We start from the raw sequence: 15271 nt of genomic DNA on the forward strand, positions 1-15271 counted from the left end.
ATTTGACACCTTTTTTTTTGTGCAAAAAAAAAGGATTTCATTCGTTTGAATGAAATCCTCAACAAAAAATATTATGATCATGGAATGATCTTATTTTTTGTACGTGTTCAATATATGATTGAATTGTGTTTTAATGGAATATAACGGGTTAATACTAATTGAATAATACGTTTGAATGAAATATCGCTTTACATTCATACCAAAAATAATGTGATACACATTGTAAATAATCGGCTTTTGTTAAATTCCTACAATTCTAAACTGAACCATTTTAAAAGGATTTCAATTCCTAAAAATTGAAATCCCTAAATAAAATCATAAATTGATTTTACTTAAAATGTTCTTTATATAATCATGATGATTATCTCTATTATTTCTTTACATAATAGTTCCGTTCAAATGGAATATCGTATGTAATCATCAAAGAATTTCTGGGGGAAAAAAGGATGTCAATTGCTTAACATCCTTCCCGAAATTTGATAATGAAAATAATTTCATGTAACGAAATCATCTTACTATAAATTAAATTTCGTTGTACAAGAATAAAATAATCTTAATTGTTCTGTTTCAAAACCTCACTAATTTTAAAGAAGAGAACGATTATTTTTATTTCTTGTAGTAAAATTAATGATAAAAATCATATTTACAAAATATAATCATCATTAAATCAAAACTTTAACACATCAATAAATGTTTAATGATAAAAAAAATCTCAGCAAATTTTGCTGAGATTTCTATTATTGATAGACTGTTTAGCTTATTTCAATGCTTCAAAACTTTTGTTGATGAAGTTCGTTAATTCTTTTCCTTTTAATAACCCTTGCGATAATTTCGCTAAATCTAAGGCATGAGCAATTGTAGCTTTTTTATCTTCATCGTTATCTTTGGCTAAGATTTGACTTGCTAATTCAGAGTTGGTATTTACCACTAAATTGTACATGTCTGGGAAATTCCCCATTCCGAACATTCCGGCACCTCCAGTCGCTTGCATATCTTTCATACGACGCATAAATTCAGATTGCGTGATGATGAATGGCGCATCCGAAGCCGATAAATCTTCTAGTTGAACGGTATAGGCTTTATCATTGATACCTTCTGTAATCTGCGTTTTTAATTTCTCTTTGTCTTCCTCCGACAATTTTGAAATTTTTACTTCATCTTTATCGATTAAGTTGTTGATGTGGTCGGCATCCACACGTGCAAAAGTAACGTTCTCTTTCGTTCCTTCTAATTTTTGGATCAGGTGTGGAACAATTGGCGAATCTAAGAATAACACTTTGTATCCTTTCTCATTTGCAATTTGGATGTATTGGTCTTGTGCATCTTTATCTGTTGCGTACAACACCACCATCTTACCATTTTTATCCGTTTGGATGTCTTTGATTTCAGCCTCTAATTCAGACCACGTGAAATATTTTCCATCTGTTGTAGGGTATAAAGCAAATTTGTCTGATTTTTCGAAGAATTTCTCTTCTGTAATCATTCCGTATTCAATTACAACTTTGATGTCGTTCCATTTTTGTTCGTAATCTTCACGGTTTTGGTTCATTAATGAAGCCATTTTATCTGCTACTTTTTTCGTGATGTGTGCTGAAATTTTCTTCACAGCACCATCCGCTTGTAAGTACGAACGAGAAACGTTTAATGGAATATCTGGAGAGTCAATTACCCCGCGTAATAACATTAAGAAATCAGGCACAATTCCTTTGACTTCGTCTGTAACGAATACTTGGTTTTGGTATAACTGAATTTTATCTTTATCAATGTTGATGTTGTTTCCTAACTTAGGGAAGAATAAAATTCCAGTTAAATTAAACGGATAGTCAACATTTAAATGAATGTGGAATAACGGATCCTCAAATTGCATTGGGTACAATTCGCGGTAGAAATTGGCATAATCCTCTTCTTTTAAATCGGATGGTGCTTTAGTCCATGCTGGAGTTGGATTATTGATGATATCATCCACTTCAATTTCTTCAGGTTTTGCATCTTCTGCAGCACCTTCTGGTAATGGTAAAGTTTCTTTGCGTGTTCCGAATTTAATTGGAACAGGCATAAACTTGTTGTATTTCGTTAATAACTCACGGATTTTCCACTCGTCTAAAAATTCTTTCGAATCTTCAGCGATATGTAAGATGATTTCTGTTCCGCGTTCTGTTTTATCCGCTACATCTAAGGTGAATTCTGGTGATCCATCACACGTCCAATGGGCTGCAGGGGCATCTTTATACGATTTCGTGATAATTTCTACTTTATCGGCAACCATAAAAGCAGAGTAGAACCCTAATCCAAAATGTCCAATGATTCCGTCTGCATCTTTGTGTTGGTTGATGAATTCTTCTGCACCAGAGAACGCCACTTGATTGATGTATTTTTCAACCTCTTCCGCAGTCATCCCCAACCCTTGGTCGATAATGTGTAACGTTGAATTTTCTTTGTTGATTTTGACTTCAATTTTAGGTTCACCGTATTCCACTTTAGCTTCACCAATGTTGCATAAGTGTTTTAATTTTAAAGTCGCATCCGTTGCATTTGAAACTAATTCGCGTAAAAAGATTTCGTGATCAGAGTATAAGAATTTTTTGATTAATGGAAAGATATTTTCCACCGATACATTAATGCTTCCTTTGTTCATTATATTTTGTTTTTTTATTAAATAAATAGTTGTCTATTTATTTTCAAATCCAATACCATTCGACGAATTCTGACATAATGTCTTATCCCCAATTCTAAAATCTGTATTTTTATGAAAAATTAGTCAGCATGAAGTTTGGAAAAGTAGATAGTATCAAGGGAATTGATTTTAGTCTTCCGGAAATTCCTCCCGCTACGATGGTCATTTTAGCAAAATATAAGGAGGAGCATTCATCCTTTGAGGTTTACGTTGGTGGAGCACGTTGGGGAAAGTCGGAGCTTAAAGGTTTTTATCCACCCAAAACAAAAGACGAGTTAACCTATTATTCGACGCAATTTAATGCCATTGAAATGAATGGTACATTTTATAGCTCACCTCAAAAAGAGCAAATCTTAACTTGGAAGAAGAAAACGCCTGCAGATTTCAAATTTTTTCCTAAAGTTCCTCAAAGTATTAGTCATTACAGTCGTTTAATAAATGTCAAAGAAAAATTGTGGACATTTTTAGATGCCATAACTCTTTTTGAAGAGCAATTAGGCATGGCGTTTCTACAAATGCACGACAATTATAAACCCAAAGATTTTGAACGTTTAAAAGGCTTTGTTGAAGATTTTCCGAAAGGTTATCCTTTAGCCATCGAAATAAGAAATGAAGAATGGTTTCAGAATGACTCAATATTCAATGAATATGCGGATTTACTGGAACAAAATTTTATAACGAATGTGATTGTTGATACACCTGGACGTCGAGATATTTTGCATATGCGATTAACAACTCCTCACTTATTCGTTCGATTTGTAAGTGCATATGATCCTGTGGACTACACTCGATTGGATGCATGGATAGAACGTATAAAAGTATTCAAAGAAGAAGGATTACAATCCGTAAATTTCTTTATACACCAAGGTTTACAAGGGGAGGAAGAACTATATGCGACTTATTTTGTAGAAAAATTAAATCAAGTGTTGGGTTTAAATGTTCGTATTCCAACGAAATATAGGGATGGTTTATTATTTTAAATTCTCTCCAGCAAATACTATTAGAATTTAATTAATACTTTCGTAGTTCTTAAACAATACAATGAAAAAAGCAATTTTTGTTATTCTTTTTTTTCTGTTTGAATGTGTCTTATTTGCTCAATATCAGAATTTGGAAGAATTATCCACAGGTGTTATCGAAACTACCTCAATTTTAACTGATTCAGATAAAAATGTTATTGGTTATTCTATTCTTTACAATAAAGGTTTAGTTCATGATTCTAAAGAACAAGAATTTGAATATGTAATTTTAGATAAAAAATTACATAAAGTAACCAACGGAACCTATCAAATACCATATACTCAAAAATTAGTTCCTCGTGTTCAATCTGTTATTTTTAACAACCAACAGGTGTATGTTGTTACTCGAATTATTGATCAAAAATATGGGATATCTTCAGGGCAATTAGTCACTTCGATTGATTTGAAATCAAATCAATTTAAGCATTTTCTTTATACATATGGTACAATTTACAAACCTGAAGAAATTAATTTCAATGAATTGGCTAAAATGGATTTCAGAGGGAATTATGGAATTTCAGATTATGTCTTTATTCATGCAGAAAAAGATCAAGTGTATTATGTTGCGACCCAATTTAACCGCATAAACCCCGAGGAGATCCCCTTATATTACATCACTTTTTATGATTCAGATTTTAATAAAAAATATGAATATTATTTAGATGGTGAGAAAAGAAAAAATTACTATTCGTTTCTAGGAAAGAGTATTAAGAATCATCAAACTGTCATTTGGCAACGAAAAAATACCTTTAAAGATGGGTTAAAGATGGGCGTTGATCGCTTATTGACTTATGATATCAATACCAGTGAATTGCTAAGTAATATTGTTTACAACTCTAATTTAGTAAATGGTCAAGAATATTATGACCCCAATGTTGAAGTTTTTGATCAAAAAATGTTTGTGGTTGGTGAAATAAAAATGGCTCCAGAGCAATATGTAGGGAAATATCAATCAAAACCTTCGTTAGGCATTAAACGTACGATCTATGATGAAAAAGGGGAAGTATTGGTGGATAACAAGGTTTATTACCAAGATATTTTTGCTGAACTTAAATTTAAAAATGGTCGAGATTCGAAGGGCTATAAATTTTTGATGACGGAACATTTTAACTTTAACGATCATTCCTTTACAATCCTATTGGCAAAAGAAAAAGGTGATGGGAATTTTGTAGCTACAAAAACGACCGATTACATCCTTGTCAATTTTGATCCACAAGGAAATTATACCCATCATTTGGTATTAGAAAAATCAAAAGAATATTTTGATACCTACCTATTCTCTCAGGAAAATAAAGAAGAGAATGAAGTGTTATTCTTCTATCAAGAAAAACTAAAAGAAGATGGGAAAAGAAATTATTATCTCGTCGTTAATAAATTAAAAGATGGCCAATTATCGCAGCTTAAAATGCCCTTTAAAACTGAATCTACGTCCTTGCGTTTTTCGAAAGCTGAATATGGTAGCATTCTAATAACAGAATATAATCAAGAAGATAAAGAAGTTTCTATACGATTAGAAAAATTAAATCTATAACATCAAAAAATCGAGCGTACATGCTCGATTTTTTTTATAGGTTATTCGAAGGTTATATTCCATGGAATAACATTTAAAAAAATTACTTTATTTTCGTGCCGATTAACACTTATTATGAAATATTATTTTTACATCTTATCCCTATTTATGTGCATAGGGTTGAATGCTCAGTTGCAGAAATTGGGTGAACTTTCTACCGGAAAAATGGAATACAAGACTTCAATTTTAGATGCCAACAAAAATGTTACAGGTTACATTCTTTATTTTAATAAAGGACTTACTGCAGATGAATCGATGATTACCTATGAGTATATCATCTTGGATAAATCATTAAATCAACTTGCGAATGCCGATTTTGTTTTGCCTTTTCATAAGAAATTAGAATACCGATTAGCTGATAATCATTTTTCGGAAGGGAATTTATATACGAACTATCGTGTATATCATGCTGGTAAAAAGAAATATCTGGGCTATATGCATGTGGCCTTAGATGCCAAGAATAAGACCGTAATTGATACTCAATTTATTCGCGATTTTGAAGTTACTCCAATGCCTACAGGAAAAGAATTGGGAAAGGAAAGAAATGTGTTTACTTATGATACTTTTGATCGTTTGGTAACCAAAGGAGAAGGAAAAAACATCTTCCATGTTTATACCCATAATACGACTACCGTGACCTTCGAGAATAAAATTAAAGAATTAGGCATCTTCAATACGAATTCAGAATTGGTTTATCAGTATAAATTGGAGAGGGAAGGTTTTTTTAATATGAAGGAATCTTTTGTATTGGATATTAAAGATGGTAAACTATTATCTTCAAAAATTATTTTGAAGATGAAAGGGTTAAAAGCTGTGACAGAAGTTGATAGCATCTATGTAAAAGATTTAAATGCTAAGAAAAACGTTTTAAAAATAAATCACCATTTGGAAACACTTGATAAAGGAATGCCTCAAGGCTATTGGGGACAGTTTTTAGATGATAAAATGGTTATTACCACATCATTAGTGGATGCGGCGTTTAATATGCGTGGATTCAGAAGAACAGTTTATGATGATAAAGGTGCCAAATTAGTTGATCAGACCATTCAATTCAAAGAGGCTTTAGCAACTTTAGGTTTTGGAAGTAAAAAATTTGAGGATGGATTTCGTTTGGATTTCGTTGAAGTATTTAATTTCAATGATTTTTCATCGGTAATTTTATTGGAGAAAAAGAAGTTAAGAATGGATCGATTCGGGAATAATAAAAGTAAAACGGAAGATTACATTTTAATTCATTTAAATGAAAAATCAGAGGTTCTGGGTCATTATGTATTAGAAAAATCTAAGATTGGGCAAGGGTATGATCGTTTTCTTTTTGCACAATCCGACGTCGAAAACAATGCATTGATCATCTATTATGAAGACCTAGATCTGGGGTTATTAAAGGTTAAATCCAGAAATTTAGTGGTGAATAAATTTTCACATGGCCAACTTACACAAGAGAAAATTCCATACAAAACAGAGAACAATTATTTGCAATTTAATAACGCGAAATTCGGTCATATTTTAATTACAGCATATGATGAAAAAGAAATTCCAGTTTCTATGCGATTAGAACGCATTAATTTATAATGAAAAAGCAGCCTAAAGGGCTGCTTTTTCATTATAATAGTCTGCTAGTTTTTGGTAATCGGGAGTCGGGATATTCCATAATAAATGGAGAAAACGATGATAATCTTGATCTTTGTGATTGGCATTGGCTACACTTACATATTGATTGAAACGATGATTCATACGGGCCTGATGTAAATCATTGAAGATCTTTACCAAATATTTATTCAAATCTTGTCTAGTACGGTCTTTTTGTATTTGATGAATGATATGATATAAAGCGTAATCATACGTTTGGTGTAAAATCAAATGCTCATAAAAATCTTGTTTTGCCTTTCGTTTTAAATCTAAAAATTCATTAGAAGGAGCTGCTGCATTTTCTAGTTTAGATTCAATGTTGAATGTTTTTGAAAACCAATTCATTCGATCCACGGTGTTGGGATGAGACCGAATAGAGTCTTTGTCGATGTGTTCGGTAAACGTTAATCCAGCAAATACATCATCTTTTTTAAGGTTCAGCCAACTGCTTTTGAATGATACGCCATTGACATTAAAAATGGTTTGATAGGTCTCATCATGAATGGTATCGAATTCTTCTTCATCCCATTCGTTTAATTTTTGCAATAGATTTAAATATTCTTCTTTGGGATAATTTAATTGACTATAGAATACATATCCTAAGCTGTCTGATGCAATCTCTTTTTTTCGGGATTGATTGGCCAAATCATATTTTTGTTGAATAATTTTATCTTGAGATTGAATCAATTTGATCATTTCTGAACGTTTTATGGATTTCATTTTTTTTTGAAAATCCTGAGCAAATTCAGCTTGTTGCGTTATGGATTGATCGGTGTGTTTTAAATAATTATGTGCTAATTCATGACCGATTACGGCTGCCAATTGATATTCATTATCCAACAATTGGAACAATCCGGTATGGATAAAATAATAATCAAATCCAGTTGTAAATGCATTTGGTGAATTGTCATTGATCACATATACATGAGGTGTACCCAATTGATACGTTTGGTTTGTAGTGGTATAATCTTGAAAAATTTTTTGAATGAATTGATTATATTCACGATCAAAAGCTATAAAGCCTTGCGTATATCCTTTTGAAATTTTCCGTTCGATTTCAGAGAAATGTTCATCATAGATATCTCTTTGAACTTTCGATTCAAATTTTCGGTATTTGGCATGAACTATTTTCAGTTTTTTAATTTCAGAATCTTTTAATGCTTCATTTTTTCCTTGAGCTAGAAGCGCGAGTGGAAGGTATAAAAGAAGAGTAATCAGAATTGTTTTTTTCATGGGATTAAGCCTATCTTTCCGAATGGAATGTCTCGTATTAATTTTGCTTAAATTTAAAAATAAATCGCAAAAAATCGATATTCATCATTCGTTTAGAGTAAATTTGCGGTACAAATAAAACATAACGAATTACAGGTATGAAACAATTTACGTCGGTAAATGATGTGGAAAACATCGACGAGTTATTAAAAACGGCATTAGAGATTAAAGCTAATCCATTTGGACAACAAGCGGTAGGTAAAAATAAAACAGTAGGTTTAATCTTCTTTAATCCTAGTTTACGTACCCGTTTAAGTTCAATTAAAGCAGCATATAATTTAGGAGCTAATGCTTGGGTTTTAAATGCTGGTGCTGATTCTTGGACCTTAGAAATGGGGGATGGTACTGTTATGGATGGAGATTCTCAAGAGCATATCACAGAAGCAATTCAGGTCATGAGTGCGTATTGTGATGTTTTAGGGGTTCGTACCTTTCCAAAATTAGTTGATCGTGATGAAGATTACCACGAAATTATGTTCAATAAAGTAAAATCATTATCGTCGGTTCCAGTTGTTTCTTTAGAAAGTGCAACTTTACATCCTTTACAATCTTTTGCTGATTTAATTACAATAGCAGAGAAAATTGAATACAATCCCGATGCAAAACCAGAAAAGAAAGTAAAAGTAGTGATGACTTGGGCACCACATCCACGTCGTTTGCCACAAGCGGTTCCAAATTCATTTGCTGAATGGTTTTCTAAAGTAGATTGGGTTGATTTTACAGTTGTGCAACCTAAGGGAATGGAATTAGATCCTAAATATACTGAAGGTGCTACAATCATGTACGATCAAGATGAGGCGTTAAAAGATGCTGATTTTGTGTATGCTAAAAACTGGTCATCTTATGAAAATTATGGTCAAGCGAATGAAGGGGATAAAGATTGGCAAGTAACAATGGAGAAAATGAATTTAACAAATAATGGTAAATTCATGCACTGTTTACCTGTTCGTCGTAATGTTGTCGTTTCAGATGAGGTATTGGATTCAGATGTTTCGATTGTAATTGATGAAGCAACGAATCGAATTTATTCTGCTCAAACGGTTTTCCACGAAATTTTAAAAAATAAATAGAATTTTTGTCATAGAATGAAATGCTGATTGGTTCCAATCAGCATTTTTTTTGTCCTAAAGATTGTTCAAGAAATTAAACGTTTTAATGAACAGATGAATGCATTCAAAAAACTAACCGAATTTTATTCTAAACTTATTGTAATGATGAGAATGATTTGATTAAAAAAATCACGATTTTGACGTCTTTTAATCGCGATATTCAAAAAATAATGAGGTTTTTATTGTTTTTATAGAAAATTAATTTTTACATTTGAATAAGAAAGTACAGCAATTATGAAATTTAATGTCTTATATATGTCAATTTGCAAACAGGTGTGGACGCCAAATCCAGACGTGGAAAATTCGTATATATAATCTTTAGCTTTATAAATGATACTTTGAATTTCCCCGTCGAATTTTTTCGCCGGGGAAATTTTTTTTACTGTAAGAACAACCTTAAAAATAAATATAAAATGCAAACGTTACAACAAATCACAATTCCAGTATGGCCTCTTGAAGACAATACAATCGTAAACAATGTTTCGGTAACATACCGTCAATTTGGTTTACCTTTAGGTACGGCTCCTGTTATTTTGATTAATCACTCCTTAAACAGTGATTCGGATTGTATGTTTCATTGGGACGGAGTCATTGGGAAAAACAAAGCCATTGATTTAACAGAATATACGGTATTCTGTATTGATATTCCAGGGAATGAAGTGGTAAAAGAAATTAACTATTCCTACATTCCATTTGAAAAAGTCACAGCTCGCGATGTGGCGGTATTGTTTTGGTTAACGTTATTTGAACTTGAAGTCAATGAACTTTTTGCAATCATCGGGGCGGATCTTGGTGGCGGTATTGCTTGGGAAATGACAACGTTATTTCCGAAACGCGTACAAAATTTAATTCCAATAGCTTCATCGCCTAAAACAGATCATTGGTTGGTCAAAGAGCCTATAGCTAAAAATGAATTTTTAAAATCCTTGTTTTATAGCATCGATATAAGTCGTGGAAGAGAAGGGTTACTTGAAGTGGCACAATATATTAAGTCTAAGATTCACATCATATCGGTTAAAAATGATTCGAATTATAACCGTAATGAATTAAAGCGTTTTTATACCAAACTGAATGATATCAAAAAGCAACTTCATTTTTATGAACTAGATGAAATCGAAAATACAATTTATTTGAAAGAACATATTGAGCAAGTCGATCGTGTGGTCGACGGAATTCTAGAAAAAGAATTTATTAATAATGTCGCCTAAAAAAAGCCGAGCAATGCTCGGCTTTTTATGTTTGTATCGTTATTTTTTCTTTGGAAATACTTGTTCGTAATTCATAAATACAATGGCAAATAAGATAATGGCAATCCCAGACCATTGGATGAATAATACTTGCTCTCCCAATAATATAAAGGCCATCATCACAGATACGGGTAGTTCCATTGAAGAAACAATACTTCCTAACCCTAGTCCTGTATGCGGAAATCCTAAGTTTAATAAGATAGGAGGTAACACTGTCCCAAATAATGAAAGTGCTAATCCCCATTTTAGTAAAATTGAGGCATCAAATGCTTTATCGACAATAAAATCAGGACCCAATACCCCTTTGAAATCCATGAATTGAGGAAAATAGTGTGGACCTATTTGGGTTAGAAAACAAAAGATGGTCACCAAAACACTTCCCCCTAAAACCATAAAAAGCGTCTTTTTGTAAGGCGGCAAATAGTTGGCAATACGATTCGCTGTGAACATCGTCGTTGTAAATGAACATGCGGCTAAAAATCCCCAAAATATACCACGCCAATCCAACTCCACTTTTTGTCCAATAAGATTCGTTGCCATTGCAGTACCTAATAGCACAATCAACATTGCTACAAGCTTTTTTACGACGGGAAATGTACGCGTCGAAATGGCTTCGACTAAAATACTAATCCAAACGGTTTGCATCAATAAAACAATGGCAATGGATACATTGATGTACTGCACAGCGATATAATAAAATAAACTGGTTAGTCCTAATGAACTTCCTGCAACCATTAATTTAATCTTATCATTACCTTGGAATGCGATGTTGTTTTTTCCTCTGGCATACATGATTCCGTTGATGATTAAAAGCATTAAAATTCCCAATATAAATTGAGAGGCTGTAACTTCTGCGGTAGAGTATCCTTCATCGTAAGCTAATTTTACAAACGTGGCAAGCATTCCATAAAAACTTGCCCCTAAACCTACGAATAAGACGCCCTTCAAAAGACTTTTATTCTGCATAATAAATAGTAAATATAAATAGTTAAATAGTTTCCCGAAAAAAAGGCTTGTTTCCGAAGAAACAAGCCTACAAAGATATAGTAATTAATTGTATCTTTTATCCTTTGAATAAACCGTTGATTTCACCTTCGATGCGATCAAAGATGTAACCTAAGTCTTCTTTATTTTCTACAAAGTCTAATTCATCTACATCAATCACAAGGATACGACCTTCTGTATAGTTAGAAGTCCATTTATCGTATTTATCATTTAAACGGCTTAAATAATCAATACTGATTGAATTCTCATAATCACGTCCACGTTTTTGGATTTGTTTTACAAGTGTAGGAATAGATGCTTTTAAATAAATTAATAAATCTGGAGCTTCTACGAATGTTGTCATTAAATTGAATACACGTAAATAGTTGTTGTAATCACGAGTAGACAATAGTCCCATATCGTTCAGATTGCTCGCGAAAATGTGTGCATCTTCATAAATCGTACGATCCTGAATAATGTCTTTCCCACTTTCTCTAATTTCTTTTACTTGGTTGAAACGGCTTCCTAAGAAGTAAATCTGTAGGTTAAACGCCCATTTCTCCATATCATTATAAAAATCATCAAGATAAGGGTTGTGATCAACTTCTTCAAACTGAGCTGTCCAGTTATATTGCTTTGCTAAAAGTTTCGTAAGAGTAGTTTTACCTGCTCCAATATTTCCGGCGATGGCGATATGCATTTTTTCTATTTCTTTATTCGGGTGTAAATATACAACCCCTTATTCTTTATCACAAAAAGTTGGTCATTACTCATAGTAAAATCTTTTCCATTAAAAAAATTATCCATAGTGGAAATATTTTTCGTTAACAAATTGATAGACGTTAAATTTTGTTCATCTAAAAGATGAATGAAATCATCTCTAAATACATGTTTTAAATGAGGTTTTAATGGAATTTCGGATTTAAAATTTCCAAAGACATCATATTCATACATCCAATTTTGGCTTTTTAAAAAGATGCTATTTTTGATGGCGTAGATATCTGTTATGGTCGTATCTCCATCTTTAAAAAATAGCATGTTTGATTTACTGATGGTTGTTTTCAATTGATAATTCCACTGAATTAAACGTTGTTCAATCGGATCAAAATACCATAAGAGTTGGCTATCAGCAATTATTACAGCCGATGGATAGATTTGATATTGGTTAAAGTAAATTCGATCTTGGATTGGATTTAATTGATCATCCAAAAATTCTATTTCTTGAAAATTGTACCCTACCGCCGTTCGTAAACTTAGATGTGTATCCAATTGACTGACTAATTTTTTTAGCGGATAGGTTTTTAATTTTTTATGCTGGTCAATTTTTAACAGCTGCTGATCGTCTGCAATTAAAAAAACATCCCCTATGGCATTGGATTGAAGATGAGAAAAATGGGATCCTTTTAATGCAATAGAGTCACTCAGTACATATTGAGCAAATATAAAATGACTCTGAAGGAGGATAAAAATAAAAAAATTAAGAGGTAAACACTTCATAACCAAATCGTGCTATGGATAATAAAATAATCCCCATAAAGATATAACGAATAAACTGATTTCCTTTATTTATCGCAAATTTAGCTCCGATATAACCACCAAGCCCATTAAAAATTGCCATTGGAATAGCAATTGCCCAAATGATTTTACCTGTGACAAGAAACAAACAAATGGATCCAAAATTCGTCGCTAAATTGACTAATTTGGCAGTAGCAGATGCCTGTAGGAAATCCATTCGCAACATGGACACAAATGCAACAATAAAAAATGTTCCTGTAGCTGGACCAATAAATCCATCATACATGCCGACAGCAAATGCAATAAGAATTCCTTTGATAACGCTGTTTTTGAAGGTAATGGATCTTGATTTAGCTTGTCCAAAATCTTTTTTAAATACCGTATAGATAAAAAGGAGAATTAAAACAACGAATAATAAGGGTTTCATAAAATCATTATCCATTATGGTTAATAATTTGGATCCCAAATAAGCTGAAATAAAAGCAACGATAGCCATAATCCCGAATAATTTCCATTGAATTTTAATGGACTTTAAATATTGAGATGTAGCTAATGCTGTACCGGAGAAAGCGGGTATTTTTAATGTTCCAATTACCGTGGATACGGGAAGTTGTGGAAGTGTTGCAAGGGATAGAGGGGTTTGGATAAGTCCACCACCACCTACAATAGAATCTACAAAGCCTGCACAGAATGCGATAGAGCAGAGCAGAGCAATAATTTCGATTTCCAATGGATTAATTTTTGTGCAAATGTATTTATTAATTCAACGGAAAATTCGATTTTGAATAAAAAAAGGGCAAAGTTTTACTTTGCCCTCTTATATAAAATGAATGTGTAATTATTTTACAACAAATTTAACTGTACCAAAAGCACCATCTGTATAAGCAACACGTGCCACATAAGTACCTGGAGTTAATTGAGCAACATTTACAGAAACTTTATCTGATTTTGTTACTGATTTACCTGTCATATCAACAACTAAAACTTCTTTAATTTCTTTGTTAGAAACAACATTTAATGTTTGATTCGAAACAACAGCTTTTAATTCCACTTTATTTGTTGCTACTGGATTTAAACCTAAGTTTTCACACCCAGGGATTGGATTCGCTAGTTTTAAAATTCCACCAGCACCTTGTGCACTACTTGTAAATTGTCCAACGTACATTGTAGAACAATCTTTTACACCGATTGTACCACGTTGTTCATCTGAATCTAATATCGTCCAAGTATTACCACCATCATGGCTATATGCTGTACCAAAACCTAAACTAGATGTTTGAGAGATCCCTGTTGAAACGAACGTATTTTCAGTTCCAGGTACATATTTAATGTCTCCATCAAAATAGTTTACTGCATCTTTAATATCCCAGTTTCTACCAGAATCTTCAGTATACCATAATAAAGAGAAACTATCTACCAATAAACCATAGGTTGGACTTGAGAAACTCATTGAACCACTTGAACCTTCTCCTGCGAAATCATCAATTGGAGCAGAATAAGAATTCCAAGTTACACCATAGTCAGATGATTGTAAGATACGACCCGTATTTGAAGTTAACCAAATATGATTCTCATACACAACTTTACCTCCAACATATCCATATTCACTTGATGTTAATGGAGTTGGTGCAGTTGTTAAAGTGCTCCAAGTTGCACCTCCATCTGTCGTTTTATACATTTCATAACGGTTGTTTACTGGATCACCAATGGCTAATCCAGTTCCATTAGGCCACATGTATACAATATTTCCAAAGGATTGATTTCCGAACACTCCTTGAACTTTTGTCCATGCTTGTCCACCATTTTCAGTTTTCCATAAACCGTTTGCTGCTCCATTAGATCCTGTTGGTGCAGTAACAATATAAGCAGTTGTGCTGTTAATTCCTTGCACATCAGAAATTAATGCTGTTGTAGGTAATGCAGAAACTAAATTTGTAGACCAGTTTGAACCACCATTTGAAGTGACACCAACATAACGTGGATAAGTTCCACCACCTGATCCATCATAAAATGTCACCCAACTTGTTTGTGCATCTACGATTGAGAAATCACGAACACCAGCTGAAGCCATTGGAATTCCTGCATTTTGAGTTTGATAAACTTGACCAAAAGATGTTGCCATAGTTACTACAGCAAAAAGCGAAAGTAATTTTTTCTTCATATTAATTATTGTGTTAATAATCTAAAATTAATTAAAAAATTATTAATCAACACAATAAGAAGATTAAAAAAATAAAAAAATGGTAAAAAAA

Annotated in this window: 12 protein-coding genes; 5 read left to right on the forward strand and 7 right to left on the reverse strand. The window is 32.6% G+C overall.

Going from position 1 to position 15271, the window contains the following annotated elements:
• Positions 1-757 precede the first annotated feature (757 nt).
• Positions 758-2635, reverse strand: a complete 1878-nt coding sequence (gene htpG, locus AC1QSP_RS00690; protein ID WP_484079329.1) for a molecular chaperone HtpG — start codon at positions 2633-2635, stop codon at positions 758-760.
• Positions 2636-2763: 128 nt separating this feature from the next.
• Here htpG and AC1QSP_RS00695 point away from each other — a divergent pair, with 128 nt between their 5' ends.
• From AC1QSP_RS00695 to AC1QSP_RS00705, 3 genes are all read left to right on the forward strand, one after another.
• Entirely contained in the window at positions 2764-3654 is an 891-nt protein-coding gene (locus AC1QSP_RS00695; RefSeq protein ID WP_484079330.1) for a DUF72 domain-containing protein, read from the forward strand.
• Between the two features lie 61 nt (positions 3655-3715).
• Positions 3716-5224: a DUF6770 family protein gene (locus tag AC1QSP_RS00700; protein ID WP_484079331.1), complete on the forward strand. Its 1509-nt coding sequence runs from the start codon at positions 3716-3718 to the stop codon at positions 5222-5224.
• A gap of 114 nt (positions 5225-5338) precedes the next feature.
• Entirely contained in the window at positions 5339-6835 is a 1497-nt protein-coding gene (locus AC1QSP_RS00705; RefSeq protein ID WP_484079332.1) for a hypothetical protein, read from the forward strand.
• 12 nt (positions 6836-6847) lie between these two features.
• Here the strand turns inward: AC1QSP_RS00705 and AC1QSP_RS00710 are convergent, their stop codons facing one another.
• Positions 6848-8125: a M48 family metalloprotease gene (locus tag AC1QSP_RS00710; protein WP_484079333.1), complete on the reverse strand. Its 1278-nt coding sequence runs from the start codon at positions 8123-8125 to the stop codon at positions 6848-6850.
• Positions 8126-8262: 137 nt separating this feature from the next.
• On the opposite strand from AC1QSP_RS00710, the gene AC1QSP_RS00715 reads away from it, so the two are divergent.
• Both AC1QSP_RS00715 and AC1QSP_RS00720 read left to right on the forward strand, forming a co-directional pair.
• A complete protein-coding gene (locus AC1QSP_RS00715) occupies positions 8263-9234 on the forward strand; it encodes an N-acetylornithine carbamoyltransferase (protein WP_484079334.1) in 972 nt (323 codons plus the stop codon).
• Positions 9235-9686: 452 nt separating this feature from the next.
• Positions 9687-10481 carry an alpha/beta fold hydrolase gene (locus tag AC1QSP_RS00720; RefSeq protein WP_322970411.1) on the forward strand — a complete coding sequence of 265 codons (795 nt, stop codon included), beginning with the start codon at positions 9687-9689 and terminating at the stop codon, positions 10479-10481.
• Between the two features lie 39 nt (positions 10482-10520).
• Here the strand turns inward: AC1QSP_RS00720 and AC1QSP_RS00725 are convergent, their stop codons facing one another.
• The 5 genes from AC1QSP_RS00725 to AC1QSP_RS00745 form a co-directional block, all read right to left on the reverse strand.
• Positions 10521-11486, reverse strand: coding sequence for an EamA family transporter (locus AC1QSP_RS00725; RefSeq protein ID WP_484079335.1), 966 nt, complete (start codon positions 11484-11486; stop codon positions 10521-10523).
• A 97-nt stretch (positions 11487-11583) separates the two neighbouring features.
• Entirely contained in the window at positions 11584-12204 is a 621-nt protein-coding gene (locus tag AC1QSP_RS00730; RefSeq protein WP_322970409.1) for a deoxynucleoside kinase, read from the reverse strand.
• Positions 12205-12209: 5 nt separating this feature from the next.
• Positions 12210-13001 (reverse strand): hypothetical protein, encoded by a 792-nt coding sequence (locus AC1QSP_RS00735; protein ID WP_484079336.1) that lies wholly within the window; start codon positions 12999-13001, stop codon positions 12210-12212.
• The gene (locus AC1QSP_RS00740; RefSeq protein ID WP_484079337.1) at positions 12982-13749 is read right to left on the reverse strand and encodes a sulfite exporter TauE/SafE family protein; all 768 of its coding nucleotides are present in this window, start codon (positions 13747-13749) and stop codon (positions 12982-12984) included. Before AC1QSP_RS00740 ends, AC1QSP_RS00735 begins: the two co-directional genes overlap by 20 nt.
• A gap of 108 nt (positions 13750-13857) precedes the next feature.
• The gene (locus AC1QSP_RS00745) at positions 13858-15180 is read right to left on the reverse strand and encodes a WD40/YVTN/BNR-like repeat-containing protein (protein ID WP_484079338.1); all 1323 of its coding nucleotides are present in this window, start codon (positions 15178-15180) and stop codon (positions 13858-13860) included.
• Positions 15181-15271: the final 91 nt, after the last annotated feature.

This window comes from Faecalibacter sp., assembly GCF_057177045.1.

What these genes read in the sequence shown, in the direction of transcription:
- htpG (WP_484079329.1), bottom strand. Translation starts at nt 2,635, where the DNA reads ATGAACAAAGGAAGCATTAATGTATCGGTGGAAAATATCTTTCCATTA.
- AC1QSP_RS00695 (WP_484079330.1), top strand. Translation starts at nt 2,764, where the DNA reads ATGAAGTTTGGAAAAGTAGATAGTATCAAGGGAATTGATTTTAGTCTT.
- AC1QSP_RS00700 (WP_484079331.1), top strand. Translation starts at nt 3,716, where the DNA reads ATGAAAAAAGCAATTTTTGTTATTCTTTTTTTTCTGTTTGAATGTGTC.
- AC1QSP_RS00705 (WP_484079332.1), top strand. Translation starts at nt 5,339, where the DNA reads ATGAAATATTATTTTTACATCTTATCCCTATTTATGTGCATAGGGTTG.
- AC1QSP_RS00710 (WP_484079333.1), bottom strand. Translation starts at nt 8,125, where the DNA reads ATGAAAAAAACAATTCTGATTACTCTTCTTTTATACCTTCCACTCGCG.
- AC1QSP_RS00715 (WP_484079334.1), top strand. Translation starts at nt 8,263, where the DNA reads ATGAAACAATTTACGTCGGTAAATGATGTGGAAAACATCGACGAGTTA.
- AC1QSP_RS00720 (WP_322970411.1), top strand. Translation starts at nt 9,687, where the DNA reads ATGCAAACGTTACAACAAATCACAATTCCAGTATGGCCTCTTGAAGAC.
- AC1QSP_RS00725 (WP_484079335.1), bottom strand. Translation starts at nt 11,486, where the DNA reads ATGCAGAATAAAAGTCTTTTGAAGGGCGTCTTATTCGTAGGTTTAGGG.
- AC1QSP_RS00730 (WP_322970409.1), bottom strand. Translation starts at nt 12,204, where the DNA reads ATGCATATCGCCATCGCCGGAAATATTGGAGCAGGTAAAACTACTCTT.
- AC1QSP_RS00735 (WP_484079336.1), bottom strand. Translation starts at nt 13,001, where the DNA reads ATGAAGTGTTTACCTCTTAATTTTTTTATTTTTATCCTCCTTCAGAGT.
- AC1QSP_RS00745 (WP_484079338.1), bottom strand. Translation starts at nt 15,180, where the DNA reads ATGAAGAAAAAATTACTTTCGCTTTTTGCTGTAGTAACTATGGCAACA.